This is a genomic window from Streptomyces sp. NPDC089919, from assembly GCF_040684615.1.
GTDB lineage: Bacteria > Actinomycetota > Actinomycetes > Streptomycetales > Streptomycetaceae > Streptomyces.
The window spans coordinates 1-13944 of the sequence record NZ_JBFBGK010000156.1 but is presented as its reverse complement, the minus strand read 5'-3'; the positions used below and the strand labels follow the sequence as shown (position 1 = coordinate 13944).

The 13944-nt window shown below is 74.3% G+C and carries 13 protein-coding genes; 9 read left to right on the top strand and 4 right to left on the bottom strand.

What is annotated here, in order from left to right:
* Positions 1 to 231: 231 nt before the first annotated feature.
* Positions 232 to 972: a hypothetical protein gene (locus tag AB0O40_RS35625; RefSeq protein WP_365050025.1), complete on the bottom strand. Its 741-nt coding sequence runs from the start codon at positions 970 to 972 to the stop codon at positions 232 to 234.
* Between the two features lie 374 nt (positions 973 to 1346).
* On the opposite strand from AB0O40_RS35625, the gene AB0O40_RS35620 reads away from it, so the two are divergent.
* Positions 1347 to 1772 (top strand): hypothetical protein, encoded by a 426-nt coding sequence (locus AB0O40_RS35620; RefSeq protein WP_365050023.1) that lies wholly within the window; start codon positions 1347 to 1349, stop codon positions 1770 to 1772.
* 95 nt (positions 1773 to 1867) lie between these two features.
* Here AB0O40_RS35620 and AB0O40_RS35615 read toward each other — a convergent pair whose 3' ends face one another.
* The 3 genes from AB0O40_RS35615 to AB0O40_RS35605 form a co-directional block, all read right to left on the bottom strand.
* Positions 1868 to 2551, bottom strand: a complete 684-nt coding sequence (locus AB0O40_RS35615) for a 2-phosphosulfolactate phosphatase (RefSeq protein WP_365050021.1) — start codon at positions 2549 to 2551, stop codon at positions 1868 to 1870.
* A gap of 71 nt (positions 2552 to 2622) precedes the next feature.
* Positions 2623 to 3786, bottom strand: coding sequence for an agmatine deiminase family protein (locus tag AB0O40_RS35610; protein WP_365050019.1), 1164 nt, complete (start codon positions 3784 to 3786; stop codon positions 2623 to 2625).
* A gap of 81 nt (positions 3787 to 3867) precedes the next feature.
* A complete protein-coding gene (locus AB0O40_RS35605; RefSeq protein ID WP_365050017.1) occupies positions 3868 to 4488 on the bottom strand; it encodes a helix-turn-helix domain-containing protein in 621 nt (206 codons plus the stop codon).
* Between the two features lie 122 nt (positions 4489 to 4610).
* Here AB0O40_RS35605 and AB0O40_RS35600 point away from each other — a divergent pair, with 122 nt between their 5' ends.
* The 8 genes from AB0O40_RS35600 to AB0O40_RS35565 all read left to right on the top strand — a co-directional run bounded on the left by AB0O40_RS35600 (position 4611) and on the right by AB0O40_RS35565 (position 13730).
* Positions 4611 to 6140, top strand: coding sequence for a serine/threonine-protein kinase (locus AB0O40_RS35600; protein ID WP_365050015.1), 1530 nt, complete (start codon positions 4611 to 4613; stop codon positions 6138 to 6140).
* 284 nt (positions 6141 to 6424) lie between these two features.
* A complete protein-coding gene (locus AB0O40_RS35595) occupies positions 6425 to 7006 on the top strand; it encodes a helix-turn-helix domain-containing protein (RefSeq protein WP_365050013.1) in 582 nt (193 codons plus the stop codon).
* Positions 7007 to 7312: 306 nt separating this feature from the next.
* Positions 7313 to 8320, top strand: a complete 1008-nt coding sequence (locus AB0O40_RS35590; protein ID WP_365050011.1) for an agmatine deiminase family protein — start codon at positions 7313 to 7315, stop codon at positions 8318 to 8320.
* A 90-nt stretch (positions 8321 to 8410) separates the two neighbouring features.
* Positions 8411 to 10084 (top strand): ABC transporter substrate-binding protein, encoded by a 1674-nt coding sequence (locus tag AB0O40_RS35585; protein WP_365050009.1) that lies wholly within the window; start codon positions 8411 to 8413, stop codon positions 10082 to 10084.
* On the top strand, positions 10081 to 11040 hold the full coding sequence (locus AB0O40_RS35580) for an ABC transporter permease (protein ID WP_365050007.1): 960 nt from the start codon (positions 10081 to 10083) through the stop codon (positions 11038 to 11040). Before AB0O40_RS35585 ends, AB0O40_RS35580 begins: the two co-directional genes overlap by 4 nt.
* A complete protein-coding gene (locus AB0O40_RS35575; protein ID WP_365050005.1) occupies positions 11037 to 11891 on the top strand; it encodes an ABC transporter permease in 855 nt (284 codons plus the stop codon). The genes AB0O40_RS35580 and AB0O40_RS35575 overlap by 4 nt, the downstream gene beginning before the upstream one ends.
* Positions 11888 to 12883 (top strand): ABC transporter ATP-binding protein, encoded by a 996-nt coding sequence (locus tag AB0O40_RS35570; RefSeq protein WP_365050003.1) that lies wholly within the window; start codon positions 11888 to 11890, stop codon positions 12881 to 12883. Before AB0O40_RS35575 ends, AB0O40_RS35570 begins: the two co-directional genes overlap by 4 nt.
* Positions 12876 to 13730 carry an ATP-binding cassette domain-containing protein gene (locus AB0O40_RS35565; RefSeq protein WP_365050001.1) on the top strand — a complete coding sequence of 285 codons (855 nt, stop codon included), beginning with the start codon at positions 12876 to 12878 and terminating at the stop codon, positions 13728 to 13730. Before AB0O40_RS35570 ends, AB0O40_RS35565 begins: the two co-directional genes overlap by 8 nt.
* Positions 13731 to 13944 lie beyond the last annotated feature (214 nt).

The window sequence follows — 13944 nt, the reverse complement described above, 5'->3', positions numbered from 1 at the left end:
CCGCGGTGAGCGGCGACGCCCACGGCACCGGCGGCACGGTCAAGAAGAACGACATCAAGAAGCAGCTGAAGGAGAACCTGAAGGCCAAGCTCGGCCACTGAGCCGGCGCCGCCCCGGGGACCCCGGACCGCCGCACACGACGGACGCCGGAGAGGCCAAGGCCTCTCCGGCGTCCGTCCGTGCGTGCCCGGACCGGTCCGGGCGGGTGGTGCGGGGGAGTCCCGGCCGGACTCAGCCGGCCACGGCCGAGGCCGCGCCGCTGGTGGCCGTCGCGTTGCCGGTGTTGGTGGCGTCGGCGCTGGCGTTGCCGGTGGTCGCGTTGCCCGTGGTGATCGTGCAGCGGCCGATGCAGGTGCCGACGCCGGTGTTGGCGTTGCCGCTGGTGGCGGTGCCGCCGACGGTGGTGTTCTCGGCGTTGGCGTTTCCGCTGGTCGCGGTGGCGGAGCCGCCCTTGCCCTGCTTGGCGTCCTTGTCGCCCTTCGTGGAGTCGGCGGTGTGGACGCCGGGGACCAGCACGTCCTCGGTGTGGACCGTGTTGGTGCTGCCCTGGCAGAGGCCGGTGCACAGCTCGTAGGCGCCGCTGCCGGCCGCGGTGGTGGTGCTGTCGCCGCACAGCCCGGTGCACTCGCCGGAGGACCCGCTGCCCACGCCGGTGGTCACGCTGTCGCGGCACAGCCCCCGGCAGATCCCGGCCGCGCGCTTGCCGACGGCGGTGTTGGTGCTCCCGAGGCAGATCCCCTCGCAGACCGCGGGCGCACCCTCGAGCGCGGTGTTGAGGCTGTCCGCGCACAGGCCGGCGCAGCGGCCGTCCTCGTCGGCGGCCAGGCCGTCGGCGGCCAGCCGGAGGGCGCCGGCGTACGACGGGACGGGCGGCGCGGCGTACGCGGCGGCCGGCAGCGCCACGCCGCCGAGGGTCAGGGCCGCGGAGGCCGTGGCCAGCACGATACGACGGGTCCAAGAACGCTGGTTCATCGGAATTCTCCGGGATTCTTGTGCGAAGTCTTCGCCTGTGGCCACACCGGGAAACCCCGGGGCCGATGGGTGGTCGACGCTAGCGCGTGGATCACCCGCCGGGCGGGAACCGCTTGCGCGCGGCGTGTTCGCGCCACTCTCCGGGGAGGCGTGGCAGGGCCTTTCGGGCCAACCCCTTCCGGCGTTTACCAAGATCCGGAGAACGCGTCAAGCCACGTATTGCAGTGGCGTGACCGGGGAGCCGCCGCAGGGTTTATTTGGAGTACGCCCTCACCGGGAACTCCCGGAGGAACAAGAGGTCGGAGGACCGTCCCCCCACGAATTGCGCGGGACGTCTCGCACCCCCTTATTCACATCCCGAATGGAGAATTCCGATGTTCGAGCTTTCCTTTACCCGCCGTGTCGTCCTCGCCGGTTCCTCGCTGCTGCTGGTCGGTGGCGGAATCGCCCTCCCGGCCACCGCGATGGCCGCCCCGGCCGCCGCCCCGCAGCACGCCGTCACCCTGGTCCGGGGCGACAGTGCCGACGGCATCGGCACCAGTGGTGACGCCAACGCCGAGAACACCACCGTCGGCGGTACCGCCACCTCCGGCGCCGCCAGCACGGGTGTCGGCAACTGCAAGGGCAAGTGCACGATCACCACGGGCAACGCGACCTCCGGTGACGCCAGTGCCGACGCCATCAACACCGGTGACGCGACGGCCGTGAGCGGGGACGCCAGCGGCAAGGGCGGCACCGTGAAGAAGAACGACATCAAGAAGCAGCTGAAGGAGAACCTGAAGGCGAAGCTCGGCCACTGAGCCGGGCGTCCCGGGCCCCGGGGCCGCCGGACACCGCGGACGCCGGAGAGGCAGCAGCCTCTCCGGCGTCCGCGCGCGCGGCCGGCGGGTGCGGCTCAGGCCGCGGGCACGGCGCGGGGCCGCAGCACCATGAGGGCGTCCTCCGGGGCCGCCACCATGGCGAAGGGGAACCGGTCGACCTCGAGGCAGAGCGCCACGTCGTCGGGGTGGACGCCCTGCCGGACGCCGGTGGCCAGTTCCACGGCCGCCCGCGAACCGGCGGCCCGCCGGACGAACGGCGCGGGGTCCGGCGCCGCCCCGGCGGCCAGCCCGGCGATGTACCGCGCGCAGGCCAGGTCCTCCTCGGCCCGCCCGTCCTCGCCGGTGACCACGAAGGTGACCGCTTCGTCCGGGCGGCCGCGCAGCGCCCGTGCCGTGGCCCCGGCCACCACGAAGCTCGCGCAGAGCACCAGCGACGCGTCCGCGACCGCGAGCGCGCCCACCGTTCCGGCCGTGGTCTTCTGGACGACGGTCCGGCCGCCCAGGTCGGCCGAGCGCAGCAGGCCGGGCGAGTTGACGGCGTCGAAGCCGGGCGCGGGCGGACCGTCCTTGAGCGCCACCCAGTCCGGATGGCGGGACTTCAGGGCCAGGGCCTCGTCCAGCGAGCCGGCGAGCACGATCCGCTCCGCGCCCCGGGCGAAGGCCCAGGCGGCCACCGTGTACGCGCGCATGACGTCCACGACCACCGCCACGGACGGGGTCTCGGAGAGCTCGGCGATGCCGAGGAATTGGGAGTCCATCCGCGTCATGATCACGTACCGCCGGCCGCGGCGGGCCGGGGGGTGACCGGGCTCACGTCCGGCCGAGCCGGTCAGGCGGCGGGCTTGCCCGGCTGGTCGTGGGTGGAGCAGTGGATTCCGCCGCCGCCCGAGGCGATCGTGTCGATGGAGACCTGGACGACGTCCCGGTTCGGGAAGTGCTCCTGGAGGATGCCCTTGGCCCGCGCGTCGGCCTTGCGGTCGCCGAAGCGGGGCATGAAGACCGCGTCGTTGGCGACGTAGAAGTTGGCGTAGGTCGAGACGAAGTCGTCGCCCCGGCCGGTGATCTCGTTCAGGTCCGGCTGCGGCAGGTCGACGATCTCGAACCGCCGGCCCCGGGCGTCCGTGGCCTTCGACAGGACCGACTTCGCCTGGTCGGCGGAGCGGGACCACGAGTCCGGCGGGGTGTTGGGCGCGGCCCGGTCCAGCAGGACCACCCCGGGCTCGGTGAAGCGTACGAGGCTGTCCACGTGCGCGTCGGTGATGTCCTGGCCGCGCACGCCGGCCAGCCAGATGACCTTCTGGACGCCCAGGGTCGCCTTGAGCTCGGCCTCGACCGTGTCCCGGGACTTCCCCTTGTTGCGGTTGTCGTTGACGATCGAGCTCTCGGTCACCAGCAGGGTGCCCTGGCCGTCGGTCTCGAAGGAGCCGCCCTCGGCGACCAGCGGCGCCTGCACCCGGGGGATCCCGTAACGGCGCAGCAGATTGCGCCCGACCTGGGCGTCGTTGCCGTGCAGCTGCTTGTTGCCCCAGCCGTTGAAGTTGAAGTCGACGCCGACCACCTTCCCGGCCTGCTCGACGAAGACCGGGACGGTGTCCCGGGCCCACAGGTCGTCCACGGCCAGCTCGATGACCTCCACGTCGGAGCCGCAGGCGCGCTGGGCGGCGGCCGCCTGGTCCGGGCGGGCCATCATCACCACGGCCTCGTACTTCCCGACCGCGCGGGCGATGCGGGCGATGTCCTCGCGGACGTAGGGCAGGTCCTCCTCCCACACCCCGGCCGCCACGGCCGGCCAGGCCATGAACGTCCGGGTGTGGCTCTCCCACTCGGCGCCCAGCCGGCGCTCCGGGACGGTGGCCGGCCGGGGGGAGCCCGCCGGGGCGCTCGAGCGGACCGAGCCGCTGTCGGGGCTGCAGGCCGCCGCTCCGAAGGCGAGGGCGCCCAGGCCGGCGACGGTGCGCAGGGCGGTCCGGCGGGTGGGGGGAAGGCTCGACACGGGTGACTCCGATCATGGGCTGGCGGAAGGAGCGCGTCCGGCCCCGTCCTGCCAGCACTCTGGCACTAACTGAAAATTCAGTCAAACATCTCGGCGGGTGGCGTCGGGGTCCGGGCCGAGCCGGTCGACCTCCACCCGGACCGCCTCCCGCATCAGCTCCCGGGCGTGCCGCAGCGGCAGCAACCCGCTGAGCCAGCGGACGCTCAGCCCCTCCAGCAGTGCGGTCAGCCGCTCGGCGGCGGCCGCCACGGCCCCGGCGGGGGCGGCCGGCCGGACCGCGCCCAGCAGCTCCGCCACCTCGGCCGCCCAGGCGGCGCCGGCCGCGGCCAACTCCTCCCGCAGCTCCGGGTCGAAGACGGTGTGGGCCCGCAGCTCCCCCCAGGCCGTGCTGTTCTCGCGCACCTCGGGCAGATCCTGGAACTCCAGCAGGAAGGTGCGTTCCAGCAGCTCGCGGGGGTCGGCGGGGCGGACCGCCGGGCCCTCCTCCGCGGCGGCCGTGTACCGGTCCGCGCGGTCCCCGATGAAGGCCAGGGCGTGGCGCAGGATCCCCCGCCGGTCCTTGAAGTGGTAGTAGACCAGGGCGGTGGACACGCCCGCCTCGGCCGCCAGGTCGGCCACCCGCAGCCCCCGGACGCCCCGCCGCGCGATGACCCGGGCGGCCCCCTCGAGGATGGCCCGTCTGCGGTCCGGTGCATCCGTCATGTCCGTCACTCTCTGAATCCCTCCTGGCGAAGTCGCGGCTGGCATGGTCGCACATTGACTGAAAATTTAGTTAGAGAGACGATGCGATCCGGTCACCTGCCGCCCCGTCGAAAGAGCACCGCATGTCCGCTCAGCCCACCAGCCCCCGGCCCGCCCCCGCGGAGCTGTCCGCCGACGACCCCCACGAGATCGGCGGGTACCGCCTGCGCGCCCGGCTCGGCGCCGGCGGGATGGGGGTGGTCTACCTGGCGCACACGCCCGGCGGCCGGCCGATCGCGCTGAAGGCGGTGCGCGCCGAGTACGCGGCGGACCCGGAGTTCCGGGAGCGGTTCGCCCGCGAGGTGGCCAGCGCCCGCCGGATCCACGGCCTGTTCACGGCCCAGGTGGTCGACCACGGCGTGGCGGCCCGGACCCCCTGGCTGGCCACCGCCTACGTGCCCGGCCCCTCGCTGCACGAGGTCGTGCAGCGGCACGGCCCGCTGCCGGTCCGCACGGTGCTGCTGCTGGTCGCGGGCATCGCCGAAGCCCTCCAGGCCATCCACGCGGCGGGCGTGGTGCACCGCGACCTCAAACCGGCCAACGTCCTGCTCGCCGGGGACGGGCCCCGGGTCATCGACTTCGGCATCGCGCACGCGGCCGACTCCGTCGCCCTCACCGGCACCGGGCTGCGGATCGGGACCGCCGCCTTCATGGCCCCCGAGCAGGCCCTGGGCCACCCGGTGACCCCCGCCACCGACGTCTTCGCGCTCGGGGCGCTCACCGCCTACCTGTCCGGCGGGGCGCCCCCCTTCGGCGGCGGGCCCGAGTCCGGGGCCCTGTACCGGGTGGTCCACGAGGCACCGGACCTCTCCCGGCTCCCACCGGAGCTGTCCGGCCTGGTGGCCCGGTGCCTGGCGAAGGAGCCGGCCGCCCGCCCGGGTGCCGCCGACCTGATCGCGTACGTGCGCGCGCACCCGGCCGTGGGCCCCCGGGCCGGCTTCGACGGCGACTGGCTGCCCCGGGCGGTCCGTGCCGAGCTGGACCGGCCCGCGGCCCCGGCGCCGGCCGGCCCCGCGGCGCACCCGCCCACGCTGCTCGCGACGCCCGGGCCCGCCGCGCCGGCCCGGGTCCCGGCGCCCGCGTCCGGGCGCCGGGCGGTGCGCCGCCGACGGCTGCCGGCCGTGCTCCTGGCGGTGGCGGTCGCCCTGGCGGCCGGCGGGGCGGTGGCCTACTGCCTGGACCTGGTGCCCGGCGGGGGCGGTGCGCAGGAGCCGGACACGGGCCCGGGGCCGGCCGCCGCCTCCTACCGGCCGGCGGGCGCCCCGGTGGAGCTCACCGCCCCCGACGACGGCTACGAGTTCGACCTGGCCGCGGGCCGGGTGGTGCCCGCCGATACGGCCTCCTGGTACCTCGCCCCGGACGGCCGCTCACTGGTGCCCTCGGACGAGTCGGACTCCTTCGTCGCCGACGGTCCGGAGCTGTCCGTGGCCGGCTGCCTGCACGGGATCGAGACCCGGCCGGCGGCCGGTCTGCCCCTGGACGAGCTGGGCGGGGACCGGGCGTTCTGCGTCCGCAGCCCCGACCGGCGCGGGATCGCGGTGGTCCGACTGGTGCCGGCGAACGGCTCCCCGGGCCCGGTCGCCATCGAGCTGGAGCGGTACCGGGCGGACTGACGGGTCGGTGCCACGGGCTGCCCGGTCCGCGGACGAGTTGCCGTCCAGCTCTTGACTGAATTTTCAGTTAACGCAAGGATGCCGGTCATCGCCACCCTCCGCACCAGGGAGCCCTCCGTGCACGTATCCCACTCGACCGCCCGGCGCAGCCCGCTCCGGTCCGGCACCCGCGCCCGGTTGCTCCCCGCCGCCGCCCGGGTGCGCTGATGTCCGCCGTACCCGCCCGCACGCGCGGTGACGGGCCGCGTACACCCGTACCGGAACGCCCAGGTAGGGTGCGGGTCATGGCGTCTCGCAGCACTCAGATCCTCGAAGCGGCCGCCCGGGTGATCGCCCGGCGCGGGGTCCGCGGGCTGCGCGTGGAGGAACTCGCCTCCGAGGCCGGGGTCTCCACCGCCCTGATCTACTACCACTTCAAGGACCGCACCGGGGTCCTGCGCCAGACGCTCGAGTTCATCAACGACCGAGCCGAGCGCTACACCACCGACCGGGACCCGGACGCCCCGCCGCTCACCGCCCGCGAGGAGCTGGACGAGACGCTGCTGCTGGAGCTCCAGGACACCGTGGAGGTCCGTGAGAACAGCTCGGCCTGGGGCGAACTGCGGGCCAGCGCGGTCTTCGACACCGTGCTGCGCGAGGACCTGGCCCGGGCCACCCTGGTGTGGGTCCAGGAGGTCGCCGCGCTGCTGGGCCAGGTCGAGCCGATGGCGCCGGCCTCCGACCTCGCCGCCGCGGCGGAACGCCTGACGGCCCTGCTGGAAGGCCTCAGCATGCGGTGGCTCAGCGGCGGGATCCAGATCGGGCACGCGCGCGAGCTGATGCGCGGGGCCGTCGACGCCGAGCTGTCCGGCCTCCGGCTGACCTGACCGGCGGGGCCCGGGACACCCCGGGTCCTCCTCCGGCACGCCCTCCGCCGTACCCCCGGCACCTTCCGGGACGCATCCCGTCCGATCTCTTGACTGAAAATTCAGTCAGTGACACAGTGAAATCCGGCCCGGCCCCGCTCTGGGAGCCCGGCCCCGGCTCCGGAAGTCCGGACGGCGCACTGCTCCTCCGGGCCCGTGCGGGCCGCCACCGCCGCCCGCCGCGGCCCCTCCGTTCCCGCAGGCCCCTCCCTTGACTGGATTTTCAGCGTGGGGAAGACTCCGCAAGCGAAAGAAACGAGACACGTGATGGCTGATTTCCGTATGCCCGCCGAATGGTCCGCGCACCAGGGCGCTCTGATGGCCTGGCCGACCCGCGAAGACCTCTGGGGCAGCGCGCTCGCCCAGGTCAAGGACGAGTACGCCGAGGTCGCCCGGGCCATCGCCGCCTTCGAGCCGGTGACCATGGTCGCCCCGCCCGGCCACGGCGAGGCCGCCCGCGACCACTGCGGCCCCGAGGTCACCGTCATCGAGCTGCCCCTCGACGACTCGTGGTTCCGCGACAGCGCCCCGATCTTCGTCCTCGACGGCGAGGGCCGCCGGGCCGGCGTGGACTTCCGCTTCAACGCCTGGGGCGGCAAGCACCACCCCTACGACGCCGACGACCGGATCAGCGCCCTGCTGCTGGACCACCTCGGCATCGAGCGGATCCCCTCGGCCATGATCCTCGAGGGCGGTGCCGTCACCGTCGACGGCGAGGGCACCCTCATCACCACCGAGCAGTGCCTGCTGCACCCCAACCGCAACCCCGGCATGAGCCGCGACCAGATCGAGGCCGAGCTCAAGGCCCGCCTCGGCGTCACCAAGGTCATCTGGCTGCCGTACGGCGGCCTGCTGGACACCGAGACCGACGGCCACGTGGACGGGGTCGCCGCCTTCGCCGCGCCCGGCAAGGTCGTCGTCTCCCTCCCCGACGACCCCGACCACCCCGACCACGCCCGAATGCGCGCCAACCGGGCCGTCCTGGAGGCCGTCACCGACGCCCGGGGCCGCCGCCTGGAGATCATCGACCTCCCGCAGACCGGCTACGCGGACGTCGCCGGCACCCGCGTGGAGGTGTCCTACCTCAACTACTACGTCGCCAACGGCGGCGTGGTCGTCCCGGTGCCCGGCGAGCCCCAGGACGACGACGCCCTCGCCGTGATCGGCACCGCCTACCCCGGCCGCAAGGTCGTCGGCGTCCGCGCCGCCGCCATCGCCTACGGCGGCGGCGGGGTCCACTGCATCACCCAGCAGATCCCCGCCGCCACCGCCTGACCGGGGCACCGGCCGAACCCGGCGGACCGCCCCGCCCGGCGGTCCGCCCGCTCCTCCCCCCGCCTCCCTCACGGAATCGAGAGCGCGACGATGACCACCTCCCCGCCCCGGCCGGGCAGACGCCCGGGCGCCCCGCGCCGGCCCGGCCGCCCCGCCGTCGCGGCCGCCACCGCCGTCCTGACCTCGCTCGCCCTGCTCACGGCCTGTGCGGGGCCGCCCAAGGGCAAGGGCGGTGGCGTCAGCGACGTGCACCTCTCGGCCTCCACACCGGCCGCCCGCGGCGAGATCGACTCCTTCACCTGGGCCCTGTACGCCGAACCGCCCACCCTCGACTACACGGTGGCCTTCGACTACCCGCAGAACACCGTCCTGTCCAACGTGTGCGAGAGCCTGATGCGCTGGACCCCCGAGCTCACCACCGAGCCCGGCCTGGCCCGCAAGGCCACCAACCCGGACCCCCTCACCTGGGTCTACGACCTGCGCCCCGGCGTCCGCTTCCACGACGGCCGCACCATGACCGCCGACGACGTGGTCTTCAGCCTCGGCCGCCAGACGGACCCGGACAACGCCGCCGCCTGGGCCCAGGTCTTCCGCAACGTCGCCGCCGTCACCAAGACCGGCCCGCTCCAGGTCACCGTCAAGCTCAAGCGGCCCGACTCGCAGTTCCCGCAGTACATGGCCACCGCCGCCGGCGTCGTCGCGTCCAAGGCGGGCGTGCAGGCGGCCGGCAAGAACTACGGCACCGCCGGCGGCCTCGCCTGCACCGGCCCCTTCACGCTCGGCACCTGGGCCAAGGGCCAGTCCATCGAGCTCGACCGCTTCGACGGCTACTGGGGCCGCAAGGCGCAGTCCAAGAAGGCCGTCTTCCGGATCCTCACCGACCCCTCCGCCCGCACCAACGCGATGCTCAGCGGCGAGGTCGACGGCGGCTACCTCATCCCCACCGAGAGCTACGCCCGGCTGCGCGACAGCCGCGTGGGCACCCTCTGGTTCGGCGAGGGCCTGAGCACCGTCAACGTCAACATCACCGACATGAAGGGCCCGCTGGGCGACGTCCGGGTCCGCCGGGCCCTCTCCCTGGCCCTGGACCGCCAGGGCTTCGTCAAGGCCGGCCTCGGCGGCGCCGGTACCGTCACCAACTCCCTCACCACCCGCGCCGCCTGGCTCGGCGCCCCCGAACGCACCCTGAAGACTGCCTTCGACGGGCTGCCGCCCACCGGCCAGGACCTGGCCAAGGCCAAGGCGCTGATCCAGGAGGCCGGCGCCACCGGCAAGACCCTGACCGTGGCCACCAGCTCCATCGGCCAGGACGTCTCGCTGCTCGCCACCGCCGTCCAGGCCGCCGGCACCCGCATCGGCCTCGACATCCGGCTCAAGACCATCGCGCCCAACGCCTTCACCGCGCTCTTCACCGACCCGCAGGCACGCGAGGGCATCGACATGTTCCCGCTCACCTACTACGACTCGATCACCGACCCGCTCGACCTGCTGTCGAACTTCAAGACCGGCGCGTACATGAACTTCGCCGGCTACAGCGACAAGGGCTACGACCGGCTCGTCGACCAGGCCTCCGCCGCCTACGCCGCCGGCCCCCGGGCCGAGATCGAGGCGAAGCTCCAGCGCCACGCCGCCGAGCACCTGCTCTGGATCCCGGTCGCCGAGTGGCCCACCGCCCTCTTCCAGAACAAGCGGATCACCGGCGCCCCCACCACCATCGCGTACATGTACTACCCGTGGGCCGCGGACGTGGGGGCCGCCCAGTGAGCTTCCTGCGCTTCGCCGCCCGCCGGCTGGCCGAGATGGCGGCCACCCTGCTGGCCGCGTCCTTCGTGGTCTTCGGCGCCATGTACCTGGCCCCGGGCAACCCGGCGAGCTTCCTGCTCGCCGGCCGGTCCGCCTCCCCGGAGGCGCTGGCCGCGATCAACGCCCAGTACCACCTGGACGACCCCTTCCTCGTCCGCTACCTGCACTGGCTGGGCGACGTCCTGCACGGCGACTTCGGGCGCTCCATCACCTACCGCACCGAGGTCTCCCGGCTCCTGGCCGACCGGCTCCCCACCACCCTGCTGCTCGTGCTGATGGCGCTGGTCGTGGTGGCGGTCGTCGGCCTCCTCCTCGGCCGGACCGCGGCCGTCCGCGGCGGCGCCACCGACTCCGCGGTGCTGGTCACCACCACCTTCGCGGTGGGCACCCCGTCCTTCGTCGCGGCCGTGCTGCTCCAGGGCCTGTTCGCGGTCAAGCTGGGCTGGTTCCCCAGCAGCGGGGCCGGCGACGGGCTCGGCGACAAGCTCTGGCACCTCACCCTGCCGGCCGTCGCCCTCGCCCTCTACCTGATCGGCATGCTCGCCCGGGTCACCCGGTCCGCCATGCTCGAGGCCCTGGACAGCGAGCACGTCACCGTCGCCCGCAGCCGGGGCGTGCCCGAGCGCCAGGTCATCCGCCGCCACGTCTTCCGCAACTCCCTGGGAACCGTCCTCACCACCGGCGGCCTGATCGTCTCCACCCTGCTCGTGTGCACCATCCTGGTCGAGACGGCCTTCAGCGTCGGCGGCATCGGACAGCTCCTCGAACTCTCCACCACCACCAAGGACTTCCCGACCGTCCAGGCCATCTCCCTGATCATCGTGGCCCTCTTCATGGCGGTGAACCTGGTCGTCGACCTGCTCCTGCCGCTCGTCGACCCCCGGGTCACCCTCGGAACCAGGAGCGCCGCCGCATGACCGCCGTCCTGACCCGCCGGCCCGGCCTCGCCCGGATCCGCGCCGCCGGCACCCCGCTCCACCTGGTCTGCCTGGCCCTCGTCGGCCTGGTCGTGCTCGCCGCGCTGCTCGCGCCCTGGCTGGTACCCCACGACCCCAACGACGTGGACCTGGGCGGCGCCCTCGCCGGACCCTCCGCCGGCCATCCCCTCGGGGTGGACGCGGCCGGCCGCGACACCCTCTCCCGGCTGCTGCTCGGCGCCCGGACCTCCCTGCTCGGCCCGCTCGGCGTGGTGGTCTTCTCCACCGTCGCGGGCGTGGCCGTCGGCACCGCCGCGGCCTGGCGGGGCGGCTGGCTCGACTCGCTGCTCTCCCGCAGCACCGAGCTGGTCTTCGCCTTCCCCGGCATGCTGCTGGCCATCCTGATCATCTCGGTCTACGGCGAGGGGCTGACCGCCCCGGTGCTCGCGCTGGCCGTGGCGTACCTGCCGTACGTCAGCCGGCTCACCCGCTCGCTGGTGCTCGCCGAACGGGCCCGCCCGTACGTCAGCGCGTACCAGGTCCAGGGGCACTCGGCGCTCCAGATCTGCCTGCGGCACGTCCTGCCCAACATCGCCCCCGTGGTCCTCGCCCAGTCGACGATCAACTTCGGGTACGCGCTGATGGACCTGGCCGGACTGTCGTTCCTCGGGCTCGGCGTGCCGGCCCTCACCCCCGACTGGGGGCGGATGGTCTTCGACGGCCAGACCGCCATCCAGCAGGGCTACCCGCTCTCCGCGATCCTGCCCTGTGCCGTGATCGTGCTGACCGTGGTCGCCTTCAACGTCGTCGGCGAACGCTGGGCCGACCGGGTCGCCAGGAGGGACCGATGAATCCGACGAAGGGAACGAGCACCCTCGAGATCCAGGGGCTGCGGATCACCCTGCCCGGCACCGCCCGCCCCGTCCTGGACGGCGTCGACCTCACGGTGGACCGGGGCGAGACCGTGGCGCTGGTCGGCGAATCCGGCTCCGGCAAGAGCATCACCTCCCGCAGTGCGCTGCGGCTGCTGCCGCCCGGTGCGGTGGTCGAGGGCAGCGTCCTGGTCGGCGGCGAGGACGTCCTGGCCATGGACGCCGGCCGGCTGCGGGCCGTCCGGGCCGGCACCGCCGCCATGGTCTTCCAGGACCCCCGCGCCGCGGTCAACCCGCTGCGCCGGATCGGGGACTTCCTCACCGAGAGCGTCACCCTCACCGGGGCCATGGGCAAGGCCGAGGCCACCGCGCGGGCGACCGCACTGCTCGCCGCCGTCGGACTCGACGCCGGCGTCCTGCGCCGGTACCCCGGCCAGGTCTCGGGCGGCATGCTGCAACGCGTGGTGATCGCGGCGGCCCTCATGGGCGACCCCGCCCTGCTGCTCGCCGACGAGCCCACCACCGCGCTGGACGTCACCAGCCAGGCCGAGGTCATCGCCCTCCTGGCCGGGCTGCGCGAACGCTTCGGCACCGGGCTGCTGTTCGTCACCCACGACCTCGACCTGGCGGCCGCCATCAGCGACCGGGTCTACGTCATGTACGCCGGGCGGATCGCCGAGACCGGGCCCGCCGCGGAGCTCTTCGCCCGGCCCCGGCACCCGTACACCGCCGCGCTGCTGGCCTCCACCCCGCGGATGGACGGGCCCCGGGGCCGGCTCGCCGCCATCGAAGGACAGCCGCCGGACCTGCGGGAGCCGCTGACCGGTTGCGCCTTCGCCGCCCGCTGCCGCCTGGCCACCGAGCTCTGCACCCGGCAGGCCCCGGAGCCGGCCGCGGCCCCCGGCCGCCCCGACCACCGGGCCGCCTGCCACCACAGCGACCTGCTCGAAGGGAGCCCCGTCGATGCCTGAGCCGACCGAGCACGTACTGGAGGTCAGGGGCCTGCACCGGTCCTACGGCGCGGTCCGGGCCGTGGACGACGTCTCCTTCACCCTCCCCGAGGGCGGCTCCCTGGGCATCGTGGGCGAATCCGGCTCCGGCAAGACGACCACCGCCCGCATCGTGGTCGGCCTCGAACGGGCCGACGCGGGGGAGGTGTTGGTGCGGGGGCGGGCCCGGGGGGACCGGGGCCGGGGCGCGTCCGAGGGCGGCCGGGGGCTGGTCCGGGCCGCAGGTGGCCGGGGGCGGGCCGGACGGTTGGCTCGGGCGCGGGAGGTGCAGATGGTGTTCCAGGACCCCTACCTGTCGCTGGATCCGCGGACGAGCGTCGAGTCGGTGCTGCGGGAGACGCTGCGGCTGCACTTCCCCGGCCGGGACCATGCCGCCCGGGTGCGCGAACTCCTGGACCAGGTGGGCCTGGGCACCCGGGCCGCCGACGCGCTGCCCCGGCAACTCTCCGGCGGCCAGCGCCAACGCGTCGCGATCGCACGGGCGTTGGCGGTGGAGCCGGCCGTGCTGGTGCTGGACGAGGCGGTCGCCGCGCTCGACGTCTCGGTACAGGCGCAGATCCTCAACCTGCTGGCGGACATCCGGGAGCAGACCGCGATCGGCTACCTCTTCATCACCCACGACCTGGGGGTGGTCCGGTGCGTGACGGACGAGATCGTGGTGATGCGGCGGGGGGCGGTGGTCGAACGCGGCCCCACCGCGGACGTCCTCGCCGCCCCCCAACACCCCTACACCCGGCTGCTGCTGGAATCCGTCCCCCGCCCGGGCTGGGACCCGTCGGCGATCGGGGCGGCGCGGCGGGCACTGTAGGGCTGGCGTGGGTGCCGGGGCTCCGCCCCGGCGTGCCCCTGCTGGGGCGCAGCCCGGCATGCCTAGCCTTGCTGCGCCCTTACCAGCCCCGCCGGCGTTTGAGGCGACCGTCGCGGAGCGGCGGTACGGGGTCCGGGGCGGAGCCCCGCTGTCCCCTTACCAGCCTCGCTGGGGGTACCTCCCAGCGGTAGCTGGGGGAGTTTGAGGCGCGGGG

What these genes read in the sequence shown, in the direction of transcription:
- AB0O40_RS35605 (WP_365050017.1), bottom strand. Translation starts at nt 4,488, where the DNA reads ATGACGGATGCACCGGACCGCAGACGGGCCATCCTCGAGGGGGCCGCC.
- AB0O40_RS35575 (WP_365050005.1), top strand. Translation starts at nt 11,037, where the DNA reads ATGACCGCCGTCCTGACCCGCCGGCCCGGCCTCGCCCGGATCCGCGCC.
- AB0O40_RS35585 (WP_365050009.1), top strand. Translation starts at nt 8,411, where the DNA reads ATGACCACCTCCCCGCCCCGGCCGGGCAGACGCCCGGGCGCCCCGCGC.
- AB0O40_RS35600 (WP_365050015.1), top strand. Translation starts at nt 4,611, where the DNA reads ATGTCCGCTCAGCCCACCAGCCCCCGGCCCGCCCCCGCGGAGCTGTCC.
- AB0O40_RS35625 (WP_365050025.1), bottom strand. Translation starts at nt 972, where the DNA reads ATGAACCAGCGTTCTTGGACCCGTCGTATCGTGCTGGCCACGGCCTCC.
- AB0O40_RS35565 (WP_365050001.1), top strand. Translation starts at nt 12,876, where the DNA reads ATGCCTGAGCCGACCGAGCACGTACTGGAGGTCAGGGGCCTGCACCGG.
- AB0O40_RS35570 (WP_365050003.1), top strand. Translation starts at nt 11,888, where the DNA reads ATGAATCCGACGAAGGGAACGAGCACCCTCGAGATCCAGGGGCTGCGG.
- AB0O40_RS35615 (WP_365050021.1), bottom strand. Translation starts at nt 2,551, where the DNA reads ATGGACTCCCAATTCCTCGGCATCGCCGAGCTCTCCGAGACCCCGTCC.
- AB0O40_RS35620 (WP_365050023.1), top strand. Translation starts at nt 1,347, where the DNA reads ATGTTCGAGCTTTCCTTTACCCGCCGTGTCGTCCTCGCCGGTTCCTCG.
- AB0O40_RS35595 (WP_365050013.1), top strand. Translation starts at nt 6,425, where the DNA reads ATGGCGTCTCGCAGCACTCAGATCCTCGAAGCGGCCGCCCGGGTGATC.
- AB0O40_RS35590 (WP_365050011.1), top strand. Translation starts at nt 7,313, where the DNA reads ATGGCTGATTTCCGTATGCCCGCCGAATGGTCCGCGCACCAGGGCGCT.